The sequence below is a fragment of the Chitinimonas sp. genome, from assembly GCF_036568685.1.
Classification (GTDB): domain Bacteria; phylum Pseudomonadota; class Gammaproteobacteria; order Burkholderiales; family Chitinimonadaceae; genus Chitinimonas.
In genome coordinates, this window is the sequence record NZ_DATCSC010000079.1 from 1 (window position 1) to 20,095 (window position 20,095).

The window sequence follows — 20,095 nt, forward strand, 5'->3', positions numbered from 1 at the left end:
GTCTGTGCCACCCTTGCCGCCTGCCTCACTCTGTATCGGCCGCCCGCCAGCCAGGTGGTGAGCGGCGTGATCCAGCAGCCACGGAGCACGCCCTTTGGCTGGGCGGCCCAGTTGAGCCTCACGGCCGGCGACGGTGTGCGGGGCGAACAAGATGGCGCCGCACTGGCGGCGCGCTTTTCAGACCCCTATGGCATCGCCATTGCGCAGGATGGCACGCGCTTTGTGGCTGACGCCGGCGACAACAACCGCATACGCAAAATCACACCCGATGGCACGGTCAGCACTCTGGCCGGTGGCAAGGAGGGCTATGCCGATGGCACCGGCCAGGCCGCCGCCTTTCATACGCCCTCTGGCCTGGCACTGGACACAGCCGGCAACCTCTACGTGGCCGATACCGGCAACCACCGTATCCGCAAGGTAACGCCCGCCGGCGTGGTCAGCACGCTCGCTGGCGATGGCACGCCCGGCACGCGTGACGGCGCCGCTGCGCAAGCGCAGTTCAACGGCCCGGTCGGGGTGGCGGTGGACAAGGCCGGCCGGGTCTATGTGGCCGATACCTACAATGACCGCATACGCCTGATCAGCCCGGATGGACAGGTCCGTACCCTGGCCGGCGGCGGCCTGCCGGGCTACGCCGATGGCGTAGGTGTACAGGCCCGTTTCGACACCCCGGCTGCCTTGGCGCTGGATGACCAAGGCAATGTCTGGGTGGCCGACACCCGTAACAACGCTATCCGCAAACTGGCGCCGGATGGCACAGTCAGCACGCTGCTACGCAGCGAGCCGCACGACCGCGACGCGGCGCTGCGCCGCCCGGTCAGCCTGGTGGTCACCCATGATGGTCTGCTCTATGTAGGCGAGATGTCGCACGGTGGCGTGCTGCAGATTGCCCAGGACGGCCGTCTCCATGTGCTGACCGGCGCCACGTTGATGGACCAGTTGGCAAGACCAGCTGGTCTTGCGCTCGCCAAGGACGGCACCCTGCATGTGAGCGACGCTGGCAGCTTCCGGCTCTACCACATCGCCCCGTTGGCCGCCGGCCAGGCCCAGCCTGTGCCGGTCCCCCTGGGCCCCGCCCCGGCCAACCCACTGCCACGTACCCAAGGCCGCTGGCCGGTGGCACCGCAGGATGGCTGGCACGAGGTGGTGGGTACGCTGGGTGAGGTACGTGGCAACTACCAGGGCGAGAGCCGCGACCATCTGCACGGTGGGCTGGATATCCAGAATGATGTAGGGGCCGAGGTACTGGCCATCGCCGATGGCAAGGTCAGCAGCCCCAATGGCGCCTGGGGCTTTGGTGAGCTGGGCGAGGGGCTGGGCATTGATGACCTCAGCTACATCCATATGCGGGTGGGCCGTACCGCCCAGGGTAGGCTGCTGGACCCGGCGCATTTCCAACCCATACGCGACGAAGCCGGCAAGCTGCTGCTGATGCGGGTACCACGCGGTACGCGCTTTCATGCCGGCGAAGTGCTCGGCACCACCAATGGCATGGCCCATGTACACCTGAGCGTGGGAGCCTTCGGTTTTGAGCGCAACGCCATCGCGCTGGGCTTCAAGGGCTTTGCCGACCACCAGCCGCCGCATATTGCCAGCGTAGAGCTGCGCGACGGGCAGAACCAGCCGCTGCGCCAGAAGGTTGCCGGCCGCCTGCTGGTACCGCAGGGCAGCGCGGGATTGCAGATCGTGGTAGACGCCTGGGACCAGGTGGACGACAACCTGCCGCGCCGCCGCTTGGGCCTCTATGCCCTGGGCTACCAGCTGCTACGCGCCGATGGCACACCGCTGCCAGGCTTTGAGGCACCACGCATGAACATCGAATTCAACCGCATGCCGGCCGACGACGCAGCAGTAAAGATGGCCTACGCGGCCGACAGCGGCATAACCGTGCACGGCAGCAAGGAGACGCACTTCCGCTATGTGGTGAGCCATGTGGTACGCGATGGCCACTGGCAGGATGGCGGCCTTTCCGTGCAGGGATTACCGGCCGGTGACTACACCCTGCGCATTACTGCGCGGGACTATAGCGGCAATGTGGCCAATCAGAACCGGGACCTGTTATTGGCAGTGCGTTAGGCACAGAGCAGCTAAAGTTCGCTTGAAAGGACCGGACGTAGACTCGCCGGCCGATTTCTGCGCTATGCTGGCCCGGCCCCTCCCGCACAGCCCAGCACCATGGTCCTGACCGCCAAACCCTATCTGCAGGAAATCTCCATCCGGCCTGAGCTCGATATCGACTATGGCTGCTACCCACACAATATTCCGGCGGTGCGAGAGCTGGGGCATCTGGGCTTTCACCCCGACGTGACCTTTCTGGTGGGGGAGAACGGTAGCGGCAAATCCACGGTACTGGAGGCCATCGCCATGGCACTGGGCTACAGCCAGGAAGGTGGTACCCGCAATATGCAGGTACAGACAGCCGATACGGTATCGCCCCTGCACCGCGCCCTGCGACTGGCGCGCAGTTTTCGCAAGCCGCGCGACGGCTACTTTCTGCGGGCGGAGAGCTTCTTCAACGTAGCAACCTATACCGACGAGGCGGGCTACCTGGGTGGTTACGGCAACCGCTCGCTGCATGAGCGCTCGCACGGCGAGGCGTTTATGGCACTTTTGACTGGCAAGTTCCGTGGCCAGGGCCTCTACCTGCTGGATGAGCCCGAGGCAGCACTCTCGCCCAACCGACAGCTGGCCGCGCTGGCAGTCATCCACCAGCTGGTGCAGGACGATTCGCAGTTCATCATCGCCACCCACTCCCCCATCCTGCTTGCCTATCCCAACGCCAAGATCCTGCAGTTCCATGGCGAGGGCATCTCAGAGGTGGCCTATGAGGATACCGAGCACTACGCGGTGACGAGAGATTTCCTCAACCACTATCCGCGCCGGTTGGCACAGTTGCTGGCCGACGAAGACGAAGCCGGCTAGGTAGCCGTACCTGAGTGACGCATCCGCGCCGGGGGTCTATCAGCTTTGAGCGGCACGTTCACGCCGCTCGCGCGCCAGCTCCATGCGCCGCAGCACACCTTCGTTGGCGGCGGGACCTGCGGCGATCACGTGGTCCCGTTGGGTGATGGGCTTGCCATTGGCCTTGTCGACCAGTACAGGCTCCACTTCCTGGCCAGTCGCTTCGTCCACCAGCACCACGCTCAGCCCCTCGGGCGCGAAGTGCCGGTTACCCCAGGCCAGGAGGGCCAGCAATACCGGCCGGAAATCGCGGCCACGCTCGGTCAGGTGGTACTCATAGCGCGGCGGCCGCTCGCTGTACTGGCGGCGCTCAAGCAGGCCCTCTTCTACCAGCGCGGTCAGGCGACGGGTGAGCATATTGGGGGCGATGTCGAGGCTCTTCTGGAATTCATCGAAGCGGGTGAGGCCGTAGAAGGCATCGCGCAGGATGAGAATGCTCCACCACTCGCCTACCCTCTCCAGGCTGCGGGCGATGGGGCACTGCATATTGCCGAAGCTCTTGCGCTGCATGGTGTTCCTCCGAAAACCTATAGCTTTCAATATGATAGTTACTATAAGCGCTTCGTTCCCGGTGGGCAAGACCGGTGGGCTGAAAGCCCTTCTTCTCACCGTACCTTGCTCCACTGCGATCTGTTCTGCGGTTGTCACCGCAAACTCCTACGCCTTCTGACAAAGGCGATCAGTGCGGCTGAGCGTAGTCGTTGCCACCTTCAGGTGGCTCACTACCTCGGCCTACTCCTTGCGGGTACCCCGCCATACCCCTTAAATCCTTCCTACCCTATCGCTCATCGAAGTCACTAACGAGCGTCAGCGAGGCTCCCTCGCCCCTGGCGAGGGCGGGGGGAGTGGGGGATATGAAAGCGAAAGCGCGTATGAGCTTCAAATGCCAATTAGCGCCCGGCTGAGCGAAGTCGTTGCCACCTTCAGGTGGCTTACTACTTCAGCCTCCCCCTTGCGGGGACCGCCAGGCATTCATCGGAAGGTCGCTATGCAGCAGCCCTCTGAGCGACTTTAATGCGCATCTGCGGAGGGCGCCTTCGGCGGCGCCACCTTCTTCAGCAGCGGCACCATCAAGGTGGTTGCGATAAAGCCGACCATGATCACGATATAGGTATCGCCAAAGGTCATCGTCAGTGCCTCCCGGTAGGTCAGACCCCATAGCTGCCTGAGCGCCGCCGTGCTCGCACTGGCGCTGTCGCCCAGCCAGGCGCCGAAGTTGCTGCCGCTGCCGGCAAGTGCTGCGTTCATGGCCTCGTTACTGCTATTGAGGTGCTCGGCCAGGCGGTAGAAATGCAGATTGGTCCGGTCGTTCAGGATGGTGGCGCACAGCGCAATGCCGATGGCGCCGCCGAGGTTGCGCATGACGTTGAAGAGACCCGACGCCAGCCGCAGCTGCACTGGCGAAAGCGCCCCAAGGGTGAGCGTGACTGCCGGAGCCACGGCGAACTGCTGGCCCATGCCGCGAAAGGCCTGTGGCAACATCAGCTCCAGGCCGCCCCAGTCGTGGGTGATGGGCGAGAACTGCCACATGGAGAAAGCGAAGCAGCCGAGGCCAAACATCATGAGCCAGCGCAGGTCCACCCGGTTGGCCAGGTAGGAATAGAACGGAATGGACATGATCTGGAACACGCCGGTGGAGAATACCGCCAGGCCGATGTCCAGCGCACTGAAGCCGCGTACCCGCCCAAGGAAGACCGGGGTGAGGTAGATGGTGGCGAAGATGCCCACGCCGGTCATGAAGGAGAAGAAGCAGCCCAGCGTGAAGTTGCGGTCCTTGAGCGCGCGCAAGTCCACCACCGGGTGGGCGTAGCTCAGGCTACGCCAGACGAACAAGACACCCGAGATGCCAGCCAGCCAGGCGGTGGTGGCAATCACCGGGTCGCCCAGCCAGTCCCAGCGCGGGCCCTCTTCCAGGGTGTATTCCAGGCTACCCAGGAATAACGCCATCAGGGCGATGCCCAGGTAATCGGCATTGCGCAGCAGCGACCAGTCTGGCTTGTCGATACGCACAAAGGCCGGCACGGCAAAGGTGACGAAGAGGCCTGGCACCAGGTTGATGAAGAACAACCAGTGCCAGGAGAAGTGGTCGGTGATCCAGCCACCGATGGTGGGCCCAAGTGTAGGCGCCAGCGAGGCAATGGCGCCCACGGTGGCCGCGGCGATCACCCGCTGCGGGCCGGCGAAGAAGGCAAAGGCCGTGGTGAACACCAGCGGGATCATGGAACCGCCCAGAAAACCCTGCAGGGCACGGAAGGCGATCATGCTCTGGATATTCCAGGCCGCACCGCACAACAGGCTGGCGACGGTAAAGCCGGCCGCCGAGGCGGCGAACAGCCAGCGTGTGGACATGACCCTGGAGAGCCAGCCCGACAACGGAATCATGATGATCTCGGCGATCAGATAGCTGGTCTGCACCCAGACCGTCTCGTCGGTACCGGCCGAGAGACCGCCACCGATGTCGCGTAGCGAGGCCGAGACGATCTGGATATCCAGCAAGGCGATAAACATGCCCACGCACATGGTGGCGAAGGCAAATACCTTGGCCGCCGTGCTCATCTGCGAGGGCAGGATCAGGCCATCGGTACTGGCCGTGGCGCTCATGATGCCTTGTCCTCAGTGCCGCGTGCGTCCACCTCGGCCGTCACCGAGAGGCCGGGGCGCAAGGCCCCCAGCGTCGCATCGGCCTTGTCGAGCACGATACGCACCGGTACCCGTTGCACGATCTTGGTGAAGTTGCCGGTGGCGTTCTCGGCCGGCAACACGCTGAACTGTGCGCCGGTGGCTGGTGCCAGGCTGGCCAGGTGGCCATGCAGCTTGCGACCGGGCAAGGCATCGACCTCAATGGTGGCGGCAAGGCCGGGCTTGAAGCGGGCAAGCTGGCTTTCCTTGAAGTTGGCATCCACCCACAGGCCTTGCGAGGGCACGATCACCAAGAGCGGGTTGCCCACGCTGACATAGGCGCCACCGCGGGCGCGGCGGTTGCCGATCACGCCGTCGATGGGCGCGCGGATCTCGGTATAGCTGAGGTTGAGCCTAGCCAGATCGCGCTCGGCGGTGGCCTGCGCCAGTGCAGCACCGGCCTGCTGGCGGCGGGTGCCGATCACGGCCAGCTCGCGCTCGGCGGCCACTACGGCAGCCTCGCTACGTTGCTGGTTGGCTTGCGCCTGCTTGTAGTCTGCAGTGGCCTTCTCCGCGCTCTGGGCAGAGACGGCGGCCTTGCCCACCAGGGCCTGATAGCGGGTTTCGTCCTCCTTGGCGCGGGTGGTCTCGGCCGTACTGGCGACCACACCGGCACGCTGCTGAGCGATCACCGCCTGCTGCAGGCTCTGGGTAGCATCGAGATTGGCCAGCAGCGCCTGCTGGGCGGCGATGGCCGCCTCGGCCTTGGCCAGCGCGGCGCGGTAGTCGCGGTCATCGAGCTTAACCAGCAGATCGCCGGCACGGACCTGCTGATTGTCCTGTACCGCCAGCTCGGCGATATAGCCCGGCACTTTGGGGCTGACGGTCGTGATATCACCCCCCACATAGGCGTCGTCGGTCGCTTCTTTGAAGCGGCCGTCGGTCCACCAATGGGCGCCATAGATCGCGGCACCCAGCGCGGCCGCCACGGCAAGGCTGGTCACCGCCAGCGATTTGCCACTCATGCTGCGCCGTGCAGCCGGTGCAACAGCGGGAGATGCCTGGGAGGTCTGGTCGGTCATGGCTACTGCTCCTTTTCGGGGTCCACAGCCTGTGGAGAGTTTGAAGTCGAGGGTTCGGATACCACCGCCTGCCTACGCAGCACACGGCGCAATCTATTGGTCGGCGTGATCTCGCGACCGGTCTGCCTGTCCACCAGCGCCATCTCCACCAACCGGCCGCTGGCCGCCTCGGTAAGGACAACGCGGGCGCCATTGGGGGCGAAATGCTTGTTACCCCAGGCCAGCAAAGTGAGCAGCACCGGTCGGAAGGCACGGCCCATATCGGTCAGCAGGTACTCAAAACGTGGTGGGTGCTTGCTGTAGGCGCGCCGTACCAGGAGCCCCTCCTCCACCAGCATGGCCAGCCGCTGGGTAAGGATGTTGGGCGCGATGCCCAGCTCCTGCCGGTACTGCTCAAAGCGGGTCGCGCCATAGAAGCACTCGCGCAGGATAAGCACACTCCAGCGCTCGGTGACCCGTTCCAGGCCACGCGCCAGGGGGTCCTCAGCCCGTGCGTAGTGCTTGTCCTGCATCGCTTTCCGCCTTTCTGACAAACCAGTTGCTTTCACGATGGAAGTTACTCTACACTCGTAACTATTGTTATGCAAGTAACTGTTTAAATCGCTACCTCAGGGCAGCCCAGCCAGCAAAGGAAAGCACCATGGCAAACGAACAGGACAACCTTAGATATCTGGAAGACCTCTATGTGGGCGCGCGCTTCAAGAGCGATACCCACGCGCTGGATACCGAGCAGATCAAGACCTTTGCGGGGCAGTTCGACCCCCAGCCCTTCCATCTGGATGAGGCGGCGGCGGAGCTCAGCCTGTTCGGCGGCCTGGCGGCCAGTGGCTGGCACACGGCAGCGGTGACCATGAAGCTGCTGGTGACCGGGCCCTTGAAGATTGCCGGCGGAGTGATAGGCGCGGGGGCCGAACTGAGCTGGCCCATGCCCACCCGACCGGGTGACGTATTGCAGGTGGAAAGCGAGATTGTCGAGATCGTGCCCTCGCGCTCGCGCAGCGACCGGGGCATCGTGACCTTGCAGGTGGAGACCCGTAACCAGCGCGGTGACGTGGTTCAAAAGATGCTCGCGAAGCTGCTGGTACGTCGCCTGGTGAAGAATGACGCGAAGTGACAGCTCAGGCACCGCCGCTGCGCCCGGGAAACCCGGGCGTTTGAGGACATCCTGATATCAACCACTCCTCGCTGATCCAATCTACTCCCCCCGCCCTCGCCGCCGCGAGGGAGCCTCGCAGGCGCGAGACAGTGGTATTTACCTCGGAGCGTTACCATGAATACTTTGCCTATCCCCCGTACCGGCTTCTCCCTGCTGGCCACCCTGCTGCCGCTGGCCCTGGCCGCCTGCGCCACCGTCGGCCCCGACTACGCCGCGCCCAAAGACGCCATGCCCGAGCACTTCCACGGCCAGTCCGTCGGGGGTGCCAACGCGCAGCCGCTCAAGCTCGACCTCTGGTGGACGCAGTTCCAGGACCCGGCCCTGAGCCGCATTATCGAGCGCGCCCTGGCACAGAACCTGGACCTGGCCGCCGCCCTGGCGCGCGTAGAGCAGGCCCGCGCCAGCGCACGGTTGGGCGAAGCCAATCTGCTACCTACGATCGGGCTCTCGGCACAAGCAGCCGCCCAGCGCCAGTCACTGCAGAGCCCCTTGGGCAAACTGGCCAGCGGCCACCCCGGCTACGAGCGCAACGCTACCCTGTTTGATAGCGGCGTTGGGGCGAGTTGGGAGATCGATCTGTTTGGCGGACTGCACCGTGCCGCAGAAGCAGACCAGGCGGAAGCCCAGGCGGCCGAAGCTGAACGGCTGGGTGTGAAGGTCTCTGTGGCAGCCGAGGCAGCGGATGCCTACTTCCGCATCCGTGGCGCACAGGCGCGTATTACGCTGGCAGAGAGCCAGCTCAAGACCGATCGTGACCTGCTGGAACTCGTCAACCTGCGCCTCAAGGCTGGCCTGGCTACCCAGCGCGAACAAGCGGCGGCCGAGGCCCGTGTGGCCCAGGTCGCGGCCACCCTGCCACCACTCAAGGCCGAACGCGATGTACAGCTCAACCGGCTGGACGTGCTGATGGGTGCCCATCCCGGCACCTATGCCGCCGAGCTGACCGGCCCTGGCGGCAGCGCCAATGTTCCGGCACTGGCCATGACCTTGCAGCCTGCCGAGCTGCTGCGCCGCCGCCCCGATGTGATCGCCGCCGAGCGCCACCTGGCGGCTTCGAATGCCCGCATTGGCGTAGCCACCGCCGAGTACTACCCCAAGTTCTCGCTCTCGGGCCTGTTGGGGTTCGAGGCACTCAACACTGCCACGCCCTCCGCCGCCAACTTCCAGCCCCAGCTCGTGGCTGGCCTGCGTTGGCGCTTGTTCGACTTTGGCAAGGTGGACGCCGAAGTGGCGCGCGCCAAGGGCGCCAATGCCGAGGCACTGGCCCGCTATCGGCAAGCTATGCTGCGCGCGACCGAGGACGTGGAGAACGCACTGGTGGCACAGACCCAGACCGAGGCCGAGCGGCAGGAACTGCTGAAGGAGGTGGCCGCCAGCCAAAGAGCGCGTGATTCCTCCGACGCCGCCTACCAGGGCGGCGCGGTGAGCCTGAGCGAGGTACTGGAACAGGACAGGCAGCTCCTGACGGCACGCGACCAGCTGGCCCGCGCCGAAACCGGCAGCGCGCGGGCGGTCATTGCCACCTACCGGGCGCTGGGCGGGGGCTGGTAGAGGCCGCCTGGATGACGGTCCAGCGCCATGGGCAGGAAGGCCACCCCGTCCTGCGCCACCTGCTCGCCGACGGGTACAAAGCCAGCCTTGGCGTAGAAGGAGATGGCATTGAGGCTGGCATTCACCGTCATGCGCGGGTGCGCGGCCAGCACCCGTGCCATTGCCTGCGTCAGGACCCGCGCGCCCAGCCCGCGGCCCTGCCAGGCAGGTGCGATAAACAGATGGAAGAGATGGCTGCCATCGCGCACTGCCAGCACGCCGGCCAGCTCACCTTCTGCCATGACAAGCTGATAGCAGTAGCGTGGGTCGGTGATATAGCCGCTGATGGCGGCGGGGCCGATGCTGGCCAGGAAAGGCTCGGCGCCTCGGCCGTCTGGATGCAGCAGGACGAGGTGGGACAACGACCGGATGAGGGTACTGATGGCCGCGGCATCGGCCGAATGAGCCGGCCGCAGTACCAGTCCCGGCGCAACCAACGTCGACTGCGTCATGGCTGAAGTTACGTCCCTTCAGGTGACAGCCAATTTTCTACCCACTTTTGCAGGCGACAGGCTAGGTTTAAAGAAAACAGGGTAAACGAAGTCGAGCCAGGCTTGCTGCACTTCCGTCACGGCCTGGCGGAGGGACTTGTCATGGACCGCCTGATCGCAGGTTGCGCACTGGGGGCTTTTCTCCTGGCGCTGCTGGTTCATCTCCTGACGCTGTGCGGGGTCGATATCTCCGTGCAACTGCCCTTCGTCTGGCTGCTCAAGCTCGGGATCTTTGCCTTGTTCGTGCCCATGCTGGAGGCCCAGACTGCGCATAAGGGCACCAACACGGTCCCCGGCCACCCGCTGGCCCACTGCCCGCTCAAGGCCAAGGCAGCCATTGCCGCCATCGTGGCCTACGCCTTCATCAACTTCCTGGTCTGCGAGGCACAGGCGCCGGACGGTACCCTGGTGCAATCGGATGGCCGCTATACCCTGCAGGAGCCGGGCAAGGCGGTGCATGAACTCAGCAGCAGCGAATACCGCCACCTGCGGGTCAACGAGCTGCGCAGTGCATCCGGCCACTGGCTGGTGTTCTACTTCCTGCCCTTTGCCTTTTTCCTTTATCGCCGACATGTTGCGCCGGCCGCCCGGCAGGATACGCCGTCCTGACCAGGCGGGGTGCTTAGCGGGTCAGGCCACCACCACCTTGGTGCCAGCGATCAGATCGTGCAGGCAGCGGCGGTTCTCGCGGAAGATGAAGAGCGCGTCCGCCAACTGGATGATGCTGCCCACCACCGGGATCAAGCCCACCAGATTCAGGGGGAGATGGCGCACCACGGTCAAGGTCAGCAGCGTAGCCTTGCTGCCGTCCAGCTTGACCACGCGGATACCGAGCAGCTTTTTGCCGACCGTCTGGCCGCCCTGGTACAGCAGGTAACCGTTGATCAGCACATAGGTGAGGAAGCTGCCCGTGCCGAGCAACAACTTGGCGCCCAAGCCCAGGGTCGCAACACTGGCGAAGGGAATCTGGAAGACGAAGAGGATGACCGGCCAGATCACGATGGAGAGGATCAGGCTGTCGATGAGCGAGGCGCCCAGACGATGCCAGCGGCCGGCCGGCTCGCCAGCTTGGTCCGAAACGTCCAGCGCGATGCCTTCGCTGACGGCGTAGGGATTGGGGTTGTTCTGCTGCATGGTTTCCTGCCTTTATACCTTGTCGTTGATCTTCTGGTCCGCGCTGCGCGGAGTGCGGACTATGCCAAATCCTTCGCAGTTTGACCAAGCGCCCATGGCCGACAAGCGCAAAATTGCCATTCAACCCCGCCCGCCCTGTTCAGCCACCGGCAAGCCTGATTAGAATGCCGGGATACGCGGCACGCGACCGCACAGAACAGCAAAACGGCGCCCCTGCCCACGGGTGGCAGCGGCCAGGCGTCGTACGAGGAAGAAATTGCCAAACCAACGCTGCTACGCTGACCCTAAGCCGGTGACGCTCACGCTGCCGCTTATCGGCAGCCCATCCCTGCTCGGCCAGCCCGCCTGCTGATGCTGGACGGCCGCCTTTCCCTGCTCACCCCCGAGGGCATCAGCCTGGCGCTCACGCCGGCCGGCCCAGGCCGCCGAGCCTTGGCCTGGGGCATAGACCTGGCTGCCTGGTCGCTGGCGGTGATACTACTCAATATGCTGGTTGCGCTGCTGTTTGGTACCGACAGCACCGGCAGGGGCTTCTATCTAGCCGGCCTTTTCCTGACCTACTGGGGCTACCCGGTGTTCTGCGAGGTCTATTGCGGCGGCCGTACCCTGGGCAAGCGCTGGATGGGCCTGGAGGTCGTTCGGGCCGATGGCCTGCCGGTAGGCTGGCGGGAATCCGTACTGCGCAACCTGCTGCTGGCGGCGGACTTCCTGCCCTTTCTATATGCCTGCGGGCTCGTCTCCATGCTCTGCGACCGGCAGTTCCGCCGCCTGGGTGACCTGGTGGCCGGCACACTGGTCATTTACCGAACCCAGCCCAAACGGCGCGCAGCGGTGGCCGACGTGGCGCCACAGCCGCTGCCCTGGCCACTGAGCCCGCGCGAGCAGCGCGCCTTGCTGGACCTGGTTGAGCGCGCCGGCCGGCTCTCGCCGGAACGCGCGCACGAGCTGGCTGATCTCGCCGAGCCCTTGACCGGCCTGCGCGGTGCTGCCTCGCTGGCACGCCTACGCGCCTTTGCTGCGGGGCTGACGCGATGAAGCAAAAACAGTTTGAAGCACAATACGGTGCGCTCTGGGAGCAGATCACCCAGCAGCTCGATGGCGGCAAGGGTGCCGACCCTACCCACTTTCCGGCCCAATACCGCCAGCTCTGCCAGTGCCTGGCGCTGGCGCGGCAACGTGGCTACTCGCCTTCGCTGACCGACTATCTGCACGGCCAGGTATTGGCCGCTCACCGCCGGCTCTACGGTACCCCGGCCGAGCGGCCGCTGACCTTGCGGCACTGGCTGGGTCGCGAGCTGCCGCAGCGCGTGCGGCAGGAGTGGCGCCTCCTGTTGCTGGCACTCCTGGCTTTCTGGGGTAGCACGCTCCTGGTGGGCCTGCTGGTCGCGCACGACCCGCAGTGGGCCTACAGCTTCTCGAGCGCCGGCGAGCTGAGCCAGTACCAGTCCATGTATGCGGCCAACAAGGGCAAGCTTGGCCGTACCGGTGGCGAGGACATCGCCATGTTCGGCTTCTATATCTGGAACAACGTCTCCATCTGCTTCCGTACCTTTGCCGGTGGGCTGTTCCTGGGCATACCGGCCCTGATCAGTCTGGTCGGCAATGGCATACACGGCGGCGTGATCGCGGCCTGGTTGAGCCAGTTCGACATCACCCGAATCAACTTCTGGTCTTTCGTCGTCACGCATTCGAGCTTCGAGCTGACGGGCCTGATCCTCTCCGGCCTGGCGGGCATGCGGCTGGGCTTATCCTGGCTGAACCCCGGTCGCCTGAGCCGGCGCCAGGCGCTGATGCTGGCAAGCCAACGCATGTACCCGGTGCTGGTGGGTGCTGCACTGCTGACCGTGCTCGCCGCCTTCTTCGAGGCCTTCTGGTCTGCCGCTGGCACCATTCCACCCGCGGCCAAGTTCACCGTGGGCGGCATCTGCTGGGCGGCGGTGATCGCCTTCTTCGCCCTGGCGGGCAGGGAGCGGCATGCGGCTCGATAAGCTACAACTCGACCTCTACCCGCGCCCTGCCTGGCAGGCCGTGGACCTGGGCTTCTCGCTGCTGAGGCTGGCGGCCGGCACCAGTTATGCCGCCTGGCTGGCACTATGGCTGCCGCTGGTGGCAGCGTGCTATGGACTCGCCTTGATCAGCGGCAAGTTCGGCCTCGCCTGGCTGCTGCTGAGCTGGTGGCTACGGCCATTGCTGGAGCGGGTGGTGATCTATGTCCTCTCGCGCGCGGTTTTCGGCGAGCAGGTGAGCTGGCGCTCGGCCTTGCGCGCCTGGCCATCGCAGCTTGGCGGCGGCTGGTTTCGCCTGCTCACGCTCTGGCGCCCCTTCATGCCCGGTCGCGGGCTCTACCAGCCCATCTGGCAGCTGGAACATGCCCGCGGTGCCTTTGCCGCCAACCGGCGTAGCGTAATCGGCCGGGATGGCGCGGGCCGCACCGCCTATTGGTTCGGTCTTGCCTGCGCGCATTTCGAGATGGTGCTGCAGCTGGGCCTGATCAGCCTGATCGGGTTGTTCTTTGCCCAACCCGACGCGGTCAATCCCTTCAGCCTGCTGGCGAGCGACAGCGACAATGCCACCAACCTGCTCACCGCGCTGAGCTGCCTGGTCTATGCGGTGGCCGGTGGCGTCATCGGCCCCATCTACACCGCCTGCTGCTTTACGCTCTACCTCAACCGCCGTGCGGAACTGGAAGCCTGGGACATCGAACTGGTGCTGCGCCAGCTCAAGCCTCACCCTGCTGCCAACACGCAGACAAACATTGCCGGCCGGCTGGCAGGTCTGCTGCTGCCTCTGCTGCTGGCTGGCTTGCTGCTGCAACCCTCGCCCAGTCATGCCGCAGAGACCGAACCTGCGGCAGACAGCATCGTCTGCGCAGCGCCCAAGGAGGTGCTTGAGCGGCAAGCCAAGCGCGGTACCCCCGCGACGCCGGAACAAGCCAGGCTGCGTCAGCAGCTCGACCAGGTCTATACCCAGCCCGAGCTGCGCAGCTACCGCTGCGATATGGTTTGGGAAGAGCGGAACAAGCAAGCACCCAAGGCCGAAGACAACAAGCCACCAAGCTGGTGGGAGTGGCTGTTCGGCAACGGCAAGGGGCGCCAGATACCTGGAGTGGCGGTGGTACTGATCAAGCTCTTGCTGATCGGTGGTGCCATCGTCCTGGTAGCGTGGCTGGCCTATCGCTACCGCGACCGGCTCGCCGGTTTGCTGCAACCCGCCAGCCGCGCGCTGCCACCGCTGCCGACCGAGGTCGCCGGGCTCGATATCCGACCTGAGAGCCTGCCCGACGATGTACCCGCCAGTGTAAGAGCACTCTGGAACCGCGGCGAGCAACGCGCAGCGCTGGCCCTGCTGTACCGTGCCAGCCTCTCGCAGCTGGCACACCGCCATGCACTCGCGCTCAGCCGCGGTGCCACCGAGGGAGACTGCCTGCGCCTGGCCGAGAGGGCAAACCGCGAAGGCGCGTTGCCGACCGAGGCTTTGCATGTTTTCCGTGAGGTCGCCGGCCTTTGGCAGGCCGCAGCCTATGCCCGGCAATGGCCGCAAGACTTGGTGTTGGAGGCAGCCTGTAGCGGCTGGGCTCGCCAATTCGGCACAGGGAGGCTGGCATGAAGCACCGTTGGCTGGCGCTGATGAGTACCCTGCTTGTTTGCCTGCTGATCGCTTTCTGCGCGTGGTGGTGGAGCCAGAATATGGTCCGCGTACCCAAGGCAGTGCCGGAATTTTCGCCCCAGGTCTGGCGCCACCCCTATAACGCGGCGGCGGCTTTTTTGCGTGCACAAGGGGTGAAGGTAGAGCAGCGCGAGACACTGAACCTGGCGGTGGACGGCAAGCCCTCGGCTGGCCTGCTGCTGTTGGGTCGCTACCGGGGCATGCGTACCCGCGCCGAGAGCGAGCAACTGATGCGCTGGGTGGCCGACGGTGGCGTGTTGGTCGTGACCGCACCGGTGCGCAAACCGGACGATGATAAGCCAACGCCGGATGACGAAGAGGAAGAGAAGGAAGCAAGCTATCTCGACCCCCTCTTTGCCGAATTCCACACCGCGCAGTATTTTGTGAAGCGGCCGCGTGGCAACAACGAGGTGACCCCACCCGGCAGCGCCTACCCCCTGCAGCTGGAGGATGAAGGCAGCGATCTCTACACCCTGCCAGGCGCCCCGACGCCACTCTGGGCCGACAAACAGGGCATTGCCATCCGCGCCTATGGCTATGGCAAAGGCCAGGTCGTGCTGCTGGGCCGCGAACGCTTCGATCACTTCTCGCTACCCGACCTCGACCATGCCGAGCTGCTGTTGCGCCTGGCCAAATTACGGGCTGGCCAGACCGTCCTGATAGTGGACCGGCTCGACATGCGGCGTTGGTACGCCCTGCTGTGGGATCACGCCGGCTACGGCCTGGCCGCCCTGCCGCTGGTGCTGTTGCTGCTGCTGTGGGCCACCCTGCCCCGCTTTGGCCCGCGTCTGCCAGACCCTGCGCCATCGCGCCGCGCAGTGCTGGAACACATCGATGCCAGTGCGCGTTGGCTCTGGCAGACCCCGGCCGGCCGCCAGACCCTCCTGGACGCGCTACGCCAAGATGTCCTGGCCACGCTGCGTCGTCGTGCGCCCCGCCTCTGGCGCAAGCCGGCACACGAGCGGCAAACACTGCTGGCGCAGACCCTGGGGCTCGATGCCGACCGCCTGGCCGAGGCCATCGACGGTCCGGCAGCGGGCCAGGCCGCGGCCTTTACCGAACAGATCCAGATACTGCAAACCTTGAGAAAGCACCATGAGCGATAACACCCTCGCCCCCGAGCGCCTCAACCAGGCCATCGAAATCGTCCGCCGGCTGCGTGAGGAGATCGGCCGCGCCGTGGTCGGCCAGCAGGTCGTGATCGACCAGGTGCTGGCCAGTTTCCTGGCCGGAGGCCATGTGCTGCTGGAGGGCGTGCCGGGGCTCGGCAAGACCTTGCTGGTACGGGCGCTGGCCAAGACCTTCTCCGGTGGTTTCTCACGCATCCAGTTCACCCCCGACCTGATGCCGGCCGACGTGATGGGCCACGCGGTGTTCGATCTCAAGAACCAGACCTTCAGCATCCGCCGCGGGCCGGTCTTTACCAACCTGCTGCTGGCCGACGAGATCAACCGTGCGCCAGCCAAGACGCAGTCCTCGCTGCTGGAGGTAATGCAAGAGAAGCAGGTCACCATCGAGGGTGAGTCGCAATCGCTGGACGCCCCCTTCATGGTACTGGCAACCCAGAACCCGCTGGAGCAGGAGGGTACCTACCCCTTGCCGGAGGCGCAGCTGGACCGCTTCCTGGTCAAGGTGTTGATCGCCTACCCCAGCGCCGAGGAAGAGCTGGCCCTCTTGCAACAGGTCACCGACGGTCGTCTGGGTGACAGCCTGGATGTGGCCAGCGTGGGCACCTTGGTCAAGCCTGAGACGGTGGTCGCGCTGCAGCAACTGGTGGCGCAGATCGCCGTCGACCCGGCCGTGGCGGAATACGCCGTGCGGCTGGTCCGTGCCAGCCGCGACTGGCCGGGCATCGCCATCGGCGCCGGCCCACGCGGCAGTATTGCGCTGGTACGGCTGGCCCGCGCCATGGCGCTGCTGGCCGGCCGCGGCTATGTCACGCCGGACGATATCAAGGCTGCCGCCCTGCCCGTATTGCGGCACCGGGTAGCCTTGGCGCCGGAAAGCGAGTTGGAGGGCCTGAGCCCCGACCAGTTGCTGGCCGAGCTCTTGGAACAGATAGCCGCGCCACGCGCATGATCCCGTCACGACACCTGATCCTGCTGGTAGCCGCCTGGGCCCTGATGGGCGTGGCGGCAAGCAATCTGCCGGCGCTGTTGCTGGCCTGGTGGCTGCTGGGCGGCACCTTGCTGCTGGTCGCACTGCTGGACGCCGCACGGGCGGCCCGCCGGCCGGCGTTGCGGCTGGAGCGGCAGTTGGCCGGCGTCTGGCCGGTAGGGTGTTGGGGGGAAGTGGTCCTGACCCTGCATCTGGACGCGGGCCGGCCGCTCAAGCTCGCCCTGTTCGACGACTACCCGACCAGCTGGGAGCTGGAGGGCCTGCCCTGGCAGACCCGGTTGGCTGCCGGCCACTTTGTACGCCAGCACTATCGTCTCAAACCGAACGAGCGCGGCGACTACCACTTTGGCCAGGCTCAGCTACGGCTGGCTTCCCCGCTGCAGCTCTGGCAGCGCACGCTGCGGCTGGGTGAGCCGCAACAAATACGGGTCTTTCCCGACTTCTCCAAGCTGCTGGGGCACACCCTGACCGCCACCGACCGACGCACTCCGCAGTTGGGCCTCTTGCGCAAGCGGCGGCGTGGCGAGGGCACGGAGTTTCGCCAACTGCGCGAATACCGCCAGGGGGACAGCCTACGTGCGATCGACTGGAAGGCCTCGGCCCGCCAGCTCAAGCCGATCAGCCGCGAATACCAGGAGGAACGTGACCAGCAGGTGGTCTTTCTGCTCGATGGCGGCCGCCGCATGCTGGCTCGCGACGATGGCACCTCCCACTACGACCATGCGCTCAATGCGCTCCTGAGCCTTGCCTGGGTGGCCCAGAAACAGGGCGATGCGGTCGGCGTGCTGACCTTTGCCGGCGAAAACCGCTGGCTGGCACCGCAAAAGGGCCGCACCGGCCTGGACCGGCTGCTTTCCGGGCTTTACGACCTGCAGCCCAGCGAGACGGCGCCCGACTATGTACTGGCGGCCGAGGCCTTGCTGCAGCGGCTGCGCAAGCGTGCCTTCGTCGTGCTGGTGACCAATCTGCGCGACGAGGACAGCACGGCCATGCGCGAGGCCTACAAGCTGCTCTCGGGTAAGCATATGGTGCTCTGCGCCAGTCTGCGCGAGGCTGCACTGGACGCCGTCCAGGCCGCCCCGGTCGGCCGCTTTGCGGACGCGCTACGCCTGGCAGGTACTGAACGCTACCTGGCCGAGCGGCGCAATTCACTCCGCCAGTTGGGCCTCAAACCCGGCTGCCTGATCGATGTCACGCCCAACCAGCTGGCACCGGCGTTGGTCGACCGATACCTGGAGATCAAGGAGAGTGGGCAGTTGTGAGGGCCTGGGTTGAGACTGGCAGTACAGAATAACCACGTTCAGCGATGCGCTCGGGAATACCCGCAAGGAGTAGGCCGAAGTAGTATTCCACCTAAAGGTGGCAACGACTTCGCTCCCCCGGGCGCTTGTCATTTGTGCAGCTTCAAAGGGAACGGCTCTCCTCGCAACAGGTTCCCTCCCCCTCCGCCCCGCCCTCCAGCGGGAAAGCTCGCTGCGCTCGAGGCGCTTGCGCACAGAACACGTGCTCATCCCTGTCCTTAGTCATATCAGGACGCCATAAGCATTTGCACTTCATCAGGCAAGAAAAAAGCGCCCGCCGAGGCGGGCGCTCTTTTGCTTGCTGTATTGCCGGTCTACTTGGTCGGTTTGGCCTCTTGCTGGTTGGCGATGTAGCGCATGATATTGGCGCTGCGGCGCTCGTCCAGGGCCAGGATATCTTTGTAGAGGGCAATGACGGCACCGCAGAGAATCGCGGGCTCGCGGGTGTAGAGCTTGGAGTCGCGCAGTGCCTCGCCCTGGCTATGGTCATTCTGGTAGATGCCGGTGACGATCTGGGTCAGGTCCTTCTGGGCGGTGCCAAAGGGCGGCTTTTCCTGGGTGGGCTCAGTAGCGCTGGTCCGTATCACGGCCGCCATGGCTTCCAGCTCCAGTTTCAAGTCTTCCGGGCTTTGCGGCACGACGGTACCGTCCGGTGCATGGCTGTAGGCATCGGGGAATTCCAGCAACACACAGGCTTCGGGCGAGCTTTTGCGTTGCGCTTGCAGCTTACGCAGGTGGGCGCGCCAGAAATCGGCTACGGCGTGATCGGAAGCCAGCTTGAGCGCCTTGGGTATGACCTCCTTGGCCAGCAGCGGCGTGGTCTGCGCCATGATCTCGCCCAAGGACCGGCCGGTCCTCAGGCCGTCCACCATCATGGCCTTGAAGCGGGCGTAGTCCTGCGGGTAATGCTCAGCCATGGCCTGGGCATAAGGTACGCTGCGCAATTCCTTATCGATGCCGGCCTCGCTGCGCCCTTCAGCATCCACCCCGCTGAGGGCGAACTCCTTGCCACTGACGATCTCCGACACCACGCCCGAGGACAACAGCTCGTCACGGGTAGGGAACCACATATCGGTGGGTGCCACGCTGGTCGCATGGCGGATGAACTCCTCCGGCGCGCCAACCCGGCGCAATTGCTCTGCCTGCTGCTGGTTGCCGGCGAAGGTGGCCACCGGGTTGCTCAGGTTGACATAAGCGCTATGAAAGCCCAACCGCCCCTTGGCACCGACATAGCGGTAGGTCCCCCCCAGAAACGCCAAGGCACAGGCGCTGACGCAGGTGTTGGAGGTGTAAGTATTGATATGCCGCTCCCGGATCACATCGCCAATGCGGATGGCCTCACTGATACGCCCACCCGAGCTATTGAGGTGGATCAGCGCGATCTGGGGGTGCTCATCGAGATAGGTCCGGAACTGCCGTGCGGTGCCAAAGGCAATGCCGCCGGCCAATTCCAGCTCGGTACCGTCGCGCAAGAGGTTGAAGACCGGCTGGGGAATCTGCTCGATGCCCCGTACCCAATCTGCCGCCTCGCGCAGCTCCGGCAACTCGCTCTGTACCGATAGCCCGGCGCGGCTGAGCACGCCCAGCACCACCAGCACCTGCACTACCCGGCCCCAACGGCTGCCCGCGCTGGCGGCACGGCTGCCCGCGCGCCAATTACCCACCCAGAGCCAGATGGCGATCAACAGGCTGAGCCCGAAACCGACAAAGACAGCGCCTCCTTGCACCTGCATGGAAGTATCGGCATTGCTCACCCACTGCAGGCCGGCCACGATGGCCGGATTGATCAGCAGGCTGCACAAGAGGCCCATCCCCCAGAAAGAGGCCGCCAAGCTCATTTCGCCGCGCCAGTGACGCAGCAGGAAGAAACGGTGGCGCGACGGTGCTTCCGGCGCGGCCTCAGCTTGCCAACGGGAAACGCGCGCAGGCGCGGCGGGGGCCTCCATCACCGGCTCGACAGGTTCGGGTATGGCAACC

The 20,095-nt window shown here is 65.2% G+C and carries 17 protein-coding genes and 1 pseudogene; 11 read left to right on the plus strand and 7 right to left on the minus strand.

All coding sequences use genetic code 11. The annotated features are described in order from the left end of the window. Together VIM95_RS12085 and VIM95_RS12090 are read left to right on the plus strand one after the other, a co-directional pair. A pseudogene (locus VIM95_RS12085) lies at positions 1–2,076 on the plus strand (hypothetical protein); the annotation flags it as partial. Positions 2,077–2,175: 99 nt separating this feature from the next. Then, the gene (locus VIM95_RS12090) at positions 2,176–2,922 is read left to right on the plus strand and encodes an AAA family ATPase (protein ID WP_331985995.1); all 747 of its coding nucleotides are present in this window, start codon (positions 2,176–2,178) and stop codon (positions 2,920–2,922) included. 39 nt (positions 2,923–2,961) lie between these two features. On the opposite strand, the gene VIM95_RS12095 is transcribed toward VIM95_RS12090, so the two are convergent. From VIM95_RS12095 to VIM95_RS12110, 4 genes are all read right to left on the minus strand, one after another. After that, on the minus strand, positions 2,962–3,471 hold the full coding sequence (locus VIM95_RS12095) for a helix-turn-helix domain-containing protein (RefSeq protein ID WP_331985997.1): 510 nt from the start codon (positions 3,469–3,471) through the stop codon (positions 2,962–2,964). Between the two features lie 501 nt (positions 3,472–3,972). Beyond that, on the minus strand, positions 3,973–5,562 hold the full coding sequence (locus VIM95_RS12100) for a DHA2 family efflux MFS transporter permease subunit (RefSeq protein WP_331985999.1): 1,590 nt from the start codon (positions 5,560–5,562) through the stop codon (positions 3,973–3,975). Beyond that, entirely contained in the window at positions 5,559–6,662 is a 1,104-nt protein-coding gene (locus tag VIM95_RS12105) for an HlyD family secretion protein (protein ID WP_331986001.1), read from the minus strand. Before VIM95_RS12105 ends, VIM95_RS12100 begins: the two co-directional genes overlap by 4 nt. A gap of 2 nt (positions 6,663–6,664) precedes the next feature. After that, entirely contained in the window at positions 6,665–7,174 is a 510-nt protein-coding gene (locus tag VIM95_RS12110) for a helix-turn-helix domain-containing protein (RefSeq protein WP_331986003.1), read from the minus strand. A 128-nt stretch (positions 7,175–7,302) separates the two neighbouring features. On the opposite strand from VIM95_RS12110, the gene VIM95_RS12115 reads away from it, so the two are divergent. Both VIM95_RS12115 and VIM95_RS12120 read left to right on the plus strand, forming a co-directional pair. Next, positions 7,303–7,776, plus strand: a complete 474-nt coding sequence (locus tag VIM95_RS12115; protein ID WP_331986005.1) for a MaoC family dehydratase — start codon at positions 7,303–7,305, stop codon at positions 7,774–7,776. Between the two features lie 156 nt (positions 7,777–7,932). Next, the gene (locus tag VIM95_RS12120) at positions 7,933–9,369 is read left to right on the plus strand and encodes an efflux transporter outer membrane subunit (protein WP_331986007.1); all 1,437 of its coding nucleotides are present in this window, start codon (positions 7,933–7,935) and stop codon (positions 9,367–9,369) included. Here VIM95_RS12120 and VIM95_RS12125 read toward each other — a convergent pair. Then, positions 9,342–9,860, minus strand: a complete 519-nt coding sequence (locus VIM95_RS12125) for a GNAT family N-acetyltransferase (RefSeq protein WP_331986009.1) — start codon at positions 9,858–9,860, stop codon at positions 9,342–9,344. The two genes, VIM95_RS12120 and VIM95_RS12125, sit on opposite strands and share 28 nt — an antisense overlap. 141 nt (positions 9,861–10,001) lie before the next feature. Between VIM95_RS12125 and VIM95_RS12130 the strand changes: the two genes are divergently transcribed. Continuing rightward, a complete protein-coding gene (locus VIM95_RS12130; protein ID WP_331986011.1) occupies positions 10,002–10,508 on the plus strand; it encodes a hypothetical protein in 507 nt (168 codons plus the stop codon). A gap of 21 nt (positions 10,509–10,529) precedes the next feature. Here the strand turns inward: VIM95_RS12130 and VIM95_RS12135 are convergent, their stop codons facing one another. Then, on the minus strand, positions 10,530–11,033 hold the full coding sequence (locus tag VIM95_RS12135; protein WP_331986013.1) for an RDD family protein: 504 nt from the start codon (positions 11,031–11,033) through the stop codon (positions 10,530–10,532). A gap of 351 nt (positions 11,034–11,384) precedes the next feature. Between VIM95_RS12135 and VIM95_RS12140 the strand changes: the two genes are divergently transcribed. From VIM95_RS12140 to VIM95_RS12165, 6 genes are read left to right on the plus strand one after another with little or no spacing between them, the layout of a single operon-like run. Further along, on the plus strand, positions 11,385–12,068 hold the full coding sequence (locus VIM95_RS12140; RefSeq protein ID WP_331986015.1) for an RDD family protein: 684 nt from the start codon (positions 11,385–11,387) through the stop codon (positions 12,066–12,068). Beyond that, positions 12,065–13,021 (plus strand): stage II sporulation protein M, encoded by a 957-nt coding sequence (locus VIM95_RS12145; RefSeq protein WP_331986017.1) that lies wholly within the window; start codon positions 12,065–12,067, stop codon positions 13,019–13,021. The genes VIM95_RS12140 and VIM95_RS12145 overlap by 4 nt, the downstream gene beginning before the upstream one ends. Continuing rightward, entirely contained in the window at positions 13,008–14,639 is a 1,632-nt protein-coding gene (locus tag VIM95_RS12150; RefSeq protein WP_331986019.1) for a hypothetical protein, read from the plus strand. The genes VIM95_RS12145 and VIM95_RS12150 overlap by 14 nt, the downstream gene beginning before the upstream one ends. Further along, a complete protein-coding gene (locus tag VIM95_RS12155; protein ID WP_331986021.1) occupies positions 14,636–15,805 on the plus strand; it encodes a DUF4350 domain-containing protein in 1,170 nt (389 codons plus the stop codon). The genes VIM95_RS12150 and VIM95_RS12155 overlap by 4 nt, the downstream gene beginning before the upstream one ends. Continuing rightward, a complete protein-coding gene (locus VIM95_RS12160) occupies positions 15,795–16,778 on the plus strand; it encodes a MoxR family ATPase (RefSeq protein ID WP_331986023.1) in 984 nt (327 codons plus the stop codon). The genes VIM95_RS12155 and VIM95_RS12160 overlap by 11 nt, the downstream gene beginning before the upstream one ends. Beyond that, entirely contained in the window at positions 16,775–18,079 is a 1,305-nt protein-coding gene (locus tag VIM95_RS12165; protein ID WP_331986025.1) for a DUF58 domain-containing protein, read from the plus strand. The genes VIM95_RS12160 and VIM95_RS12165 overlap by 4 nt, the downstream gene beginning before the upstream one ends. A 353-nt stretch (positions 18,080–18,432) precedes the next feature. Here VIM95_RS12165 and VIM95_RS12170 read toward each other — a convergent pair. Continuing rightward, a partial coding sequence (locus tag VIM95_RS12170) for a hypothetical protein (RefSeq protein WP_331986027.1) occupies positions 18,433–20,095 on the minus strand: 1,663 nt, incomplete at its 5' end.

Excerpts from the sequence above, each read along its gene's own strand:
- VIM95_RS12160 (WP_331986023.1), top strand. The coding sequence starts at position 15,795 with ATGAGCGATAACACCCTCGCCCCCGAGCGCCTCAACCAGGCCATCGAA.
- VIM95_RS12135 (WP_331986013.1), bottom strand. The coding sequence starts at position 11,033 with ATGCAGCAGAACAACCCCAATCCCTACGCCGTCAGCGAAGGCATCGCG.
- VIM95_RS12155 (WP_331986021.1), top strand. The coding sequence starts at position 14,636 with ATGAAGCACCGTTGGCTGGCGCTGATGAGTACCCTGCTTGTTTGCCTG.
- VIM95_RS12115 (WP_331986005.1), top strand. The coding sequence starts at position 7,303 with ATGGCAAACGAACAGGACAACCTTAGATATCTGGAAGACCTCTATGTG.
- VIM95_RS12105 (WP_331986001.1), bottom strand. The coding sequence starts at position 6,662 with ATGACCGACCAGACCTCCCAGGCATCTCCCGCTGTTGCACCGGCTGCA.
- VIM95_RS12130 (WP_331986011.1), top strand. The coding sequence starts at position 10,002 with ATGGACCGCCTGATCGCAGGTTGCGCACTGGGGGCTTTTCTCCTGGCG.
- VIM95_RS12100 (WP_331985999.1), bottom strand. The coding sequence starts at position 5,562 with ATGAGCGCCACGGCCAGTACCGATGGCCTGATCCTGCCCTCGCAGATG.
- VIM95_RS12110 (WP_331986003.1), bottom strand. The coding sequence starts at position 7,174 with ATGCAGGACAAGCACTACGCACGGGCTGAGGACCCCCTGGCGCGTGGC.
- VIM95_RS12165 (WP_331986025.1), top strand. The coding sequence starts at position 16,775 with ATGATCCCGTCACGACACCTGATCCTGCTGGTAGCCGCCTGGGCCCTG.
- VIM95_RS12140 (WP_331986015.1), top strand. The coding sequence starts at position 11,385 with ATGCTGGACGGCCGCCTTTCCCTGCTCACCCCCGAGGGCATCAGCCTG.
- VIM95_RS12150 (WP_331986019.1), top strand. The coding sequence starts at position 13,008 with ATGCGGCTCGATAAGCTACAACTCGACCTCTACCCGCGCCCTGCCTGG.
- VIM95_RS12125 (WP_331986009.1), bottom strand. The coding sequence starts at position 9,860 with ATGACGCAGTCGACGTTGGTTGCGCCGGGACTGGTACTGCGGCCGGCT.
- VIM95_RS12145 (WP_331986017.1), top strand. The coding sequence starts at position 12,065 with ATGAAGCAAAAACAGTTTGAAGCACAATACGGTGCGCTCTGGGAGCAG.
- VIM95_RS12095 (WP_331985997.1), bottom strand. The coding sequence starts at position 3,471 with ATGCAGCGCAAGAGCTTCGGCAATATGCAGTGCCCCATCGCCCGCAGC.
- VIM95_RS12120 (WP_331986007.1), top strand. The coding sequence starts at position 7,933 with ATGAATACTTTGCCTATCCCCCGTACCGGCTTCTCCCTGCTGGCCACC.
- VIM95_RS12090 (WP_331985995.1), top strand. The coding sequence starts at position 2,176 with ATGGTCCTGACCGCCAAACCCTATCTGCAGGAAATCTCCATCCGGCCT.